The organism is Pseudomonas sp. NPDC089569, assembly GCF_050280625.1.
Classification (GTDB): Bacteria; Pseudomonadota; Gammaproteobacteria; order Pseudomonadales; family Pseudomonadaceae; genus Aquipseudomonas.
Genome location: NZ_JBNNVQ010000079.1, coordinates 19,604 through 27,290, shown reverse-complemented (window position 1 = coordinate 27,290; position 7,687 = coordinate 19,604). Strand labels below are relative to the sequence as shown.

Here is a 7,687-nt window from a genome sequence, read left to right as displayed (position 1 = left end):
GAACACGGGATGGCGGTGCGTTTGTGGGTCGATGATCTGCGCGCCTTCGAGCGCATGTGTCCCGCTAGAATAGCGGGACCGTTGACGACAAAGGGACAAGGTTATCATGCGCACACTAAATCGCCTGTTGCTGGCTGGGTTGTTTGCAATCATGCCGCTGGCCGTCATGGCCGCGGACGATGCACCATCGCCGGAACCTGAAGTCACCATTCGCACGGAAGGCGACAATACGATCAAGGAGTACCGTCAAAATGGGTTTCTTTACGCCATTCAGGTGACTCCAAAGATCGGCAAGCCGTATTTTCTGGTGCGCGCCGATGGATCGGACGGTAATTTCATCCGCTCGGATCAGCCGGATATGCTGATTCCGTCGTGGAAGATCTTCGAGTGGAAATAGTTTCTTAACCTCAATTGGCGCTGGCCTGACTGCGGCGCCCGTACTGGCAGTTAAAACATGTCTGTGTTCACCCCCCTGGCTCGGCCTGAGCTGGAAACCTTTCTCGCCCCTTATGGCCTCGGCCGCCTGCTTGATTTCCAGGGGATTGCCGCCGGTAGTGAAAACACCAATTTCTTTATCAGCCTGGAGCAGGGCGAATTTGTCCTGACGCTGGTCGAGCGTGGTCCGGTCCAGGAAATGCCATTCTTCATTGAATTGCTCGACGTGCTGCATGCAGCCGACCTGCCGGTGCCTTACGCCTTGCGCACCACCGATGGCATCGCTTTGCGCGAACTGGCCGGCAAGCCTGCCCTGCTGCAACCGCGCCTGGCCGGCAAGCACATCAAGCAGGCCAATGCGCAGCATTGCGCGCAGGTCGGCGAGTTGCTGGCGCATCTGCACCTGGCGACCCAGGCGAACATGATCAAGCGCAAGACCGATCGTGGCCTGGACTGGATGCTGGAAGAGGGCGGGCAGTTCCTCTCCCATCTGGAAGCCGGGCAGAAAGACCTGCTGCAACGGGCGCTGGGCGAAATCGCACAGCAGAAAGAGAGAATTCTGGCGCTGCCTCGGGCCAACATCCACGCTGACCTGTTCCGCGATAACGCGATGTTCGAAGGCACGCACCTGACCGGGTTGATCGATTTCTACAACGCCTGTTCCGGGCCGATGCTCTACGACGTCGCGATTGCCTTGAATGACTGGTGCTCCGACGACGAAGGTCAGATCGACGGGCCACGGGCGCGGGCCCTGCTGGGCGCTTATGCCGCGCTGCGCCCTTTCACCGCCGCCGAAGCGGAGCTGTGGTCGACCATGCTGCGGGTGGCCTGTGTTCGCTTCTGGTTGTCCCGATTGATCGCGGCAGAGTCATTTGCCGGGCAGGATGTGTTGATTCACGATCCGATGGAGTTCCAGTTGCGCCTGGCGCAGCGCCAGACCGTCAACACGCCATTGCCGTTTGCCCTCTAAAAGCATCGCGAGCAGGCACGCTCCCACAAGGATCACTGATTTCCTGTGGGAGCGAGCCTGCTCGCGATGGGGGCGACGCCGATGCTGGAGTTATAGCGACTCCAGGCACCCCGCCAGATCATTACCCAGCTTCTCCAACACCTGCTCATAACCCTGTGCGGTCGCCGGCGTGTAGCCGCCCAGCGCATCCAGCTCCGCCAGTTTCACCGGCAGGCCGGCCACCAGGGTTTCGGCCAGGCGTGGGCGCAGCGGTGGTTCGCTGAACACGCACGTCTTGCCGACTTCCTGCAGCCGCGCGCGCATCGCCGCGACATGCTGGGCGCCGGGCTGTACTTCGGCAGCGACGCTGAACACGCCGGCATGCTTGAGGCCGTAGGCATCTTCAAAATAATCAAAGGCTTCGTGGAACACGAAGTAAGGTTTGCCTTCGACACCGGCCAGGCGCTTCTTCAAGCGCACATCGAGCGCATCGAGACGCTCGTCGAACGTCTTGACGTTGCTCTGATAGCGCGCGGCATTGGCAGGATCGGCCGCGCTGAGGTCGGCGGCCATTTTTTCAGCAATCACCCGGGCGTTGACCGGCGACAGCCACAAATGCGCGTCCAGGCTGCCCGGACGGTGATCGTGATCATGTTCGCCGGCTTCTTCGGCGTGTGAGTGGGAGTCCTCGGCGAAACGGCGCAGTTTCATGCCAGGCAAGTCCTGTACGGCGACGCTGGGCAGCGTACGACCGCTCAACACACGCGGCAGGAAACCTTCCATGTCTGGGCCGATCCAGTACACCAGATCCACCGACTGTACCTTGCGCACGTCGGAAGGGCGCAAGGCATAGTTATGGGGCGAGGCCCCCGGTGGCAGCAAAACCTCCGGAATGGCCACGCCGTCCTGCACGGCAGCGGCGATCAACTGCAATGGCTTGATGCTGGTAAGGACTTTGACTTCGGCTTGCGCCGGACCGATCAGCAGAAAACTTGCGAAAAGTGCGGCAGAAATAGAAAAAAGTCGGGACACGATGACCACTCGAAGAGGCAAGAACGGGTAACATAATAACGTCTCTCTCAAAACTCGTCGCCGCCCATGCTTAAAACACCGATAGCCAGCCGTCCCCACGACCACTCTCATTGCGTCCATTCCGCTCTGTCTGAGGCCGATGCCCTGTGCGAGCGTCAGGGCCTGCGCCTGACTGCGCTGCGCCGGCGAGTGCTGGAGTTGGTTTGGCAAAGCCACAAGCCGTTGGGCGCCTACGACATTCTGGCGGTGCTCAGCGAGCAGGATGGCCGCCGCGCCGCGCCACCGACGGTGTACCGAGCCCTGGACTTCCTCCTGGAAAACGGCCTCGTCCACCGGATCTCCTCACTTAACGCCTTTATCGGTTGCAATCATCCGGAGCACGCGCATCAGGGGCAGTTCCTGATCTGCCGCGACTGCCACGCCGCCATTGAACTGGAACAGAAATCCATCAGCGACGCGATCATCGCCAGCGCCGCGGAAGTCGGGTTTGTCGTCGAAGGCCAGACCGTCGAAGTGATCGGTCAATGCTCGGGTTGCCAGGGGGCCAGATGAGCAACGCACTGATCCGCCTCGAGCAGGTTGCTGTCACGTTTGCCGGGCAAAGTGTGCTGGATAACATCGAACTGAGCGTTGAGCCGGGGCAGATTGTGACCCTGATCGGCCCCAATGGCGCCGGCAAGACCACCCTGGTGCGCGCCGTGCTCGGTCTGTTGAAGCCCGACAGTGGCACTGTCTGGCGCAAGCCGAAGCTGCGGGTCGGCTACATGCCGCAAAAGCTGCATGTCGATCCGACGCTGCCGCTCTCGGTGCTGCGCTTTCTGCGTCTGGTGCCGGGTGTGGATCGAGCGATGGCCCTGGCCGCACTCAAGGAAGTCGGCGCCGAACAGGTGATCGACAGTCCGGTGCAAAGTGTTTCGGGCGGTGAAATGCAACGTGTTCTGCTGGCCCGCGCCCTGTTGCGCGAGCCTGAGCTGCTGGTGCTCGACGAGCCGGTACAAGGCGTCGACGTGGCCGGTCAGGCCGAACTCTACAGCCTGATCACCCGCCTGCGGGACCGTCACGGCTGCGGCGTACTGATGGTCTCCCACGACCTGCACCTGGTCATGAGCACCACCGACCAGGTGGTTTGCCTCAATCGCCATGTCTGCTGCTCCGGCCATCCCGAGCACGTCAGCGGCGATCCTGCCTTCGTCGAGCTGTTCGGAAAAAACGCCCAAAGTCTGGCGATTTATCACCACCATCACGACCATGCCCACGATTTGCACGGCTTGGTGGTCAAGGCGCCCGCGTTGGGCCATACCCATGTTCATGGAGATAACTGCAAGCATGGCTGATTTTCTGCTCTACGCCCTGCTTGCAGGTCTGGCTCTGGCAGTCGTCGCGGGCCCGTTGGGCTCCTTCGTGGTGTGGCGACGCATGGCCTATTTCGGCGACACGCTGTCCCACGCGGCGTTGCTGGGTGTGGCATTGGGCTTCCTGCTGGATATCAGCCCCACCATTGCGGTCACCGTAGGCTGTCTGTTGTTGGCGGTATTGCTGGTGACATTGCAACAGCGCCAACCGCTGGCATCCGACACATTGTTGGGAATTCTCGCACCGAGCACCCTCTCGCTGGGCCTGGTGGTACTAAGCTTCATGCACGAAGTACGGATCGACCTGATGGCCTATCTGTTCGGCGACCTGTTGGCGATCAGCCCCACCGATCTGGCCTGGATACTCGGTGGCAGCGCGGCCGTCCTGGTGTTGCTGGTGACGATGTGGCGACCTTTGCTGGCCATCACCGTGCATGAAGAGCTGGCCAGGGTCGAAGGCTTGCCCGTGGCGGGGCTGCGCATGGCGTTGATGTTGCTGATTGCCGTGGTCATCGCCGTGGCGATGAAAATCGTCGGTGTACTGCTGATTACTTCGTTGCTGATCATCCCGGCGGCTGCGGCACAACGTCACGCCCGCTCACCGGAACAGATGGCACTGGGCGCGAGCCTTTTGGGCATACTCGCCGTGTGCGGCGGTTTGGCGCTGTCCTGGTTCAAGGACACGCCGGCCGGCCCGTCGATTGTTGTGACGGCCGCCGCACTGTTTCTGCTGAGTTTTGTTCTGCCCCGTCGAGGGGTGTAGACTTGCTCGTTTTTTGCGCATTTAGAGAGTCGCAGGAATGAAGGCATTCCCCTCCCGTTATCTGCTCCTTGTCGCATTTTCCGTGCTGCTGGGCGCTTGCCAAAGCACGCCACCGGCAGCCCCTGAAGCTTCGGCTGAGCGAGCCACGGCCATTGCTCAATTTGAGCAAAGTCTGGCCAGCAGCGAGCTGGCCACTGCCGAAGATCAACTGGCTGCGTTACAGGCGCAAACGCCAAACGATCCATCACTGGAGCAATACCAGCGGCAACTGGCCGAAGCCTATTTGAAGCGCAGCCAGATCGTGCTGCAAAAAGGTGATGTGAATGCCGCCGCCACCGCCCTGGCCCGCGCGCGCGCCCTGATGCCCAAGGCTCCGGCGCTGACCGGTGGGGTCAACGGTTCCATTGCTCAAGCGCGCAAGGCTGAACTGGAAAAAGCCGAAGCTGCTCTCAAGGCTGCCGAAGCCCAGCCAAAGCCCAAAGTCATCGATCCGACGGCGCAAAGCACCACCGTGGCGCTGAATATCAACGATATGGGCAAACTGCGCCGTCAACTGGATGCGATCGCCGCCGATGTGGTGAATTTCCAGTGCGATGTGAGCATTCAGGCGCCGCGCACCGACGACTACCCGTGGCTGGCCAACCTGCTGACCAAACGGGTGAAGAAGCTCGATCCGCAATTTGACCTCAAGCTGGAGCGGCAGATTCTGCGCAGCGTCCCGGCGCAGATGGTGCTCAGCCCTCGTAAATCCTGAAAAGCTTCGCGGGCAAGCCTCGCTCCTACGGGTTGATGATTTGCCCGTAGGAGCGAGGCTTGCCCGCGAAAGCGTCCGCTCATTCAATAGAGATTCTCAGGCCGGAATCCCTTTGGCCTTCGCCTCCCGCTCCCAAATCCGATGCTGCCCCATCGCGGCAAAGAGTGCCTTGAACAACTTGGCATCCGTCCCGACGATCAGCCCGGCATCAACCTCCAGCTTCAACACGTCCAGCAACTGCTTCGCCTCGCCATGCAGCGCAATCGCTTTCAAATGTTTGTAGGCCTCCAGCAGGTAATGCAGGGCCACGCCATCAGTACTCAGTGCCTTGATCGACGCCGCGCCACCGGGCACAAATACCGCATCGAACGCCACTGAAGGCAAACCTTCCATCGACGCATCCACAGGCATCGACTTGCCCTTGGCGCTCGTCACCGGCGCGGACGTCGGGCCGAGCAACCTGGCGTGCGCTCCTTCAGCCTCCAGTGCCTTCTTCATTGCAACAATCGCCGCATCATCGACACCGTTTGCGGCCAGAATCGCGACTTTGCGGGTTTTGATACCTTCCGGCAGCAAATTGGCCTGGCTCAAGGTTGGCGAGCGCTCAAGCGAGATCTTCTGCACCTTGATCGTCCCGGCTTTCGGCACAGGCAAGCCGAGGTTCTGCGCGACGCGTCTGGCCAGCTCAAGATCGATGTTGGCCAGGATTTCATTGACCTGCCGCTCGCGAACCCAAGGGCGTTCAACCTTGCCCAGCTCGAAGCTGTAGGCCGAGATGATGTGCTCCTGTTCATGCGAACTCATGCTGTGGAAAAACAGGCGCGCTTGGGAAAAGTGGTCGCTGAACGATTCGCTGCGCTGGCGGATCTTGTTCGCATCAATACGTTCCGGGTAACTCTCGAAGCCGCCGTCCTGTGCAGAGGGCGGGGTTTGCTTCGGCCAGCCGCCGTCGACAGAGTTTGGCTCGTAAGAGGCGCGGCCCTTATCGATCGTGGTGCGATGCATCGCGTCCCGCTGCCCATTGTGCAGGGGCGAAATCGGACGGTTGATGGGAATCTCATGAAAATTCGGTCCACCGAGTCGGCTGATCTGCGTATCGGTGTAAGAAAACAGCCGGCCTTGCAGCAATGGGTCATTGGAGAAATCGATCCCCGGCACGACATGGCCAGGGCAGAACGCAACCTGCTCGGTTTCGGCAAAGAAGTTATCCGGGTTGCGGTTGAGCACCATTTTGCCCAGCGGCGTGATCGGCACGAGTTCTTCCGGGATGAGCTTGGTCGGGTCGAGGATGTCGAAGTCGAAGGCATGTTCGTTTTCTTCTTCCACCACCTGTACGCCGAGTTCCCATTCCGGGTAATCCCCGGTCTCGATGGCGTCCCAGAGGTCACGACGGTGGTAATCGGTGTCTTTTCCCGCAAGCTTTTGCGCTTCGTCCCACACCAGCGAACAGGTGCCAGCGGTAGGACGCCAGTGGAATTTGACGAAGCGCGACGTGCCTTCGGCGTTGATCATGCGAAAGGTGTGCACGCCGAAGCCTTGCATGCTGCGCAGGCTCTTGGGGATCGCCCGGTCGGACATGGCCCAGATCACCATGTGTGCGGATTCCGGTTGCAGCGAAACAAAGTCCCAAAAGGTATCGTGGGCCGAGCCGCCGGTAGGCATTTCGTTGTGTGGCTCGGGTTTTACCGCGTGTACGAAATCGGGAAACTTGATGGCGTCCTGGATGAAAAACACCGGCATGTTATTGCCCACCAGGTCGTAGTTACCTTCGTCGGTGAAGAACTTGACGGCGAATCCTCGTACATCGCGCACCGTATCGCCGGACCCGCGAGGGCCCTGCACGGTGGAGAAGCGCACGAACACGGGCGTCTTTTTGCCGGGGTCCTGCAGGAACCCCGCTTTGGTCAGCGCGCTATGGTTCTCGTAGGCCTGAAAGTAGCCATGGGCGCCGACACCACGTGCGTGGACGATGCGTTCGGGAATGCGTTCGTGGTCAAAGTGCGTGATCTTTTCACGCATGATGAAGTCTTCCAGCAACGACGGCCCCCGGGCCCCGGCTCTCAGCGTGTTCTGGTTGTCCGCCACCTTCACGCCTTGGTTGGTGCGCAAGGCCTGGCCGGTGGCGTCGCAGCGAAAGGTATCCAGGCTGTCGAGCTTGGCGTTGGTGTTGCTGCGGTCCAGGGTATCGGTCCCGGCAATGGCGCTCTTCGTGGCGGCAGGCTTTTTGGTGCTCATCAGGCAGACTCCTCAGGCATTTTTCGGGGTGCCTAAGTAGTGACTGGTGACCTGTTTGGCCGTTCCTTTTATCTGACCTTTGATCGCGTTATTGCCAAATCGCTGGTTGATTGCGAAATAAATGCTAAGAACCTCTATACGGACAGGCTAAAATGCGCGCCCGGCTA

General features: G+C 60.4%; 8 protein-coding genes. 6 read left to right on the top strand and 2 right to left on the bottom strand.

Annotation, left to right across the window (positions count from 1 at the left end; translation table 11 throughout):
- Positions 1–106: 106 nt before the first annotated feature.
- Together ACQKP2_RS23825 and ACQKP2_RS23820 are read left to right on the top strand one after the other, a co-directional pair.
- On the top strand, positions 107–397 hold the full coding sequence (locus ACQKP2_RS23825) for a DUF2782 domain-containing protein (protein ID WP_427580003.1): 291 nt from the start codon (positions 107–109) through the stop codon (positions 395–397).
- Between the two features lie 57 nt (positions 398–454).
- Positions 455–1,405, top strand: coding sequence for a homoserine kinase (locus ACQKP2_RS23820; RefSeq protein ID WP_427580001.1), 951 nt, complete (start codon positions 455–457; stop codon positions 1,403–1,405).
- 90 nt (positions 1,406–1,495) lie between these two features.
- Here the strand turns inward: ACQKP2_RS23820 and ACQKP2_RS23815 are convergent, their stop codons facing one another.
- Positions 1,496–2,416: a zinc ABC transporter substrate-binding protein gene (locus tag ACQKP2_RS23815; protein ID WP_427579999.1), complete on the bottom strand. Its 921-nt coding sequence runs from the start codon at positions 2,414–2,416 to the stop codon at positions 1,496–1,498.
- 66 nt (positions 2,417–2,482) lie between these two features.
- Here ACQKP2_RS23815 and ACQKP2_RS23810 point away from each other — a divergent pair, with 66 nt between their 5' ends.
- The 4 genes from ACQKP2_RS23810 to ACQKP2_RS23795 are packed head-to-tail and all read left to right on the top strand — an operon-like array spanning position 2,483 to position 5,285.
- Positions 2,483–2,968 (top strand): Fur family transcriptional regulator, encoded by a 486-nt coding sequence (locus ACQKP2_RS23810; protein ID WP_427579998.1) that lies wholly within the window; start codon positions 2,483–2,485, stop codon positions 2,966–2,968.
- The gene (gene znuC / locus ACQKP2_RS23805; RefSeq protein ID WP_427579997.1) at positions 2,965–3,750 is read left to right on the top strand and encodes a zinc ABC transporter ATP-binding protein ZnuC; all 786 of its coding nucleotides are present in this window, start codon (positions 2,965–2,967) and stop codon (positions 3,748–3,750) included. Before ACQKP2_RS23810 ends, znuC begins: the two co-directional genes overlap by 4 nt.
- Positions 3,743–4,531: a zinc ABC transporter permease subunit ZnuB gene (znuB, locus tag ACQKP2_RS23800; RefSeq protein WP_427579995.1), complete on the top strand. Its 789-nt coding sequence runs from the start codon at positions 3,743–3,745 to the stop codon at positions 4,529–4,531. Before znuC ends, znuB begins: the two co-directional genes overlap by 8 nt.
- Before the next feature lie 37 nt (positions 4,532–4,568).
- Positions 4,569–5,285 (top strand): PA5502 family lipoprotein, encoded by a 717-nt coding sequence (locus tag ACQKP2_RS23795; protein ID WP_427579993.1) that lies wholly within the window; start codon positions 4,569–4,571, stop codon positions 5,283–5,285.
- Between the two features lie 96 nt (positions 5,286–5,381).
- Here ACQKP2_RS23795 and katE read toward each other — a convergent pair whose 3' ends face one another.
- Positions 5,382–7,520: a catalase HPII gene (gene katE / locus ACQKP2_RS23790; protein ID WP_427579992.1), complete on the bottom strand. Its 2,139-nt coding sequence runs from the start codon at positions 7,518–7,520 to the stop codon at positions 5,382–5,384.
- Positions 7,521–7,687 lie beyond the last annotated feature (167 nt).

Bases quoted from the DNA above. Each gene is read 5' to 3' on its own strand.
- ACQKP2_RS23825 (WP_427580003.1), top strand. From the start codon at position 107: ATGCGCACACTAAATCGCCTGTTGCTGGCTGGGTTGTTTGCAATCATG.
- ACQKP2_RS23820 (WP_427580001.1), top strand. From the start codon at position 455: ATGTCTGTGTTCACCCCCCTGGCTCGGCCTGAGCTGGAAACCTTTCTC.
- ACQKP2_RS23810 (WP_427579998.1), top strand. From the start codon at position 2,483: ATGCTTAAAACACCGATAGCCAGCCGTCCCCACGACCACTCTCATTGC.
- znuC (WP_427579997.1), top strand. From the start codon at position 2,965: ATGAGCAACGCACTGATCCGCCTCGAGCAGGTTGCTGTCACGTTTGCC.
- znuB (WP_427579995.1), top strand. From the start codon at position 3,743: ATGGCTGATTTTCTGCTCTACGCCCTGCTTGCAGGTCTGGCTCTGGCA.
- ACQKP2_RS23795 (WP_427579993.1), top strand. From the start codon at position 4,569: ATGAAGGCATTCCCCTCCCGTTATCTGCTCCTTGTCGCATTTTCCGTG.
- katE (WP_427579992.1), bottom strand. From the start codon at position 7,520: ATGAGCACCAAAAAGCCTGCCGCCACGAAGAGCGCCATTGCCGGGACC.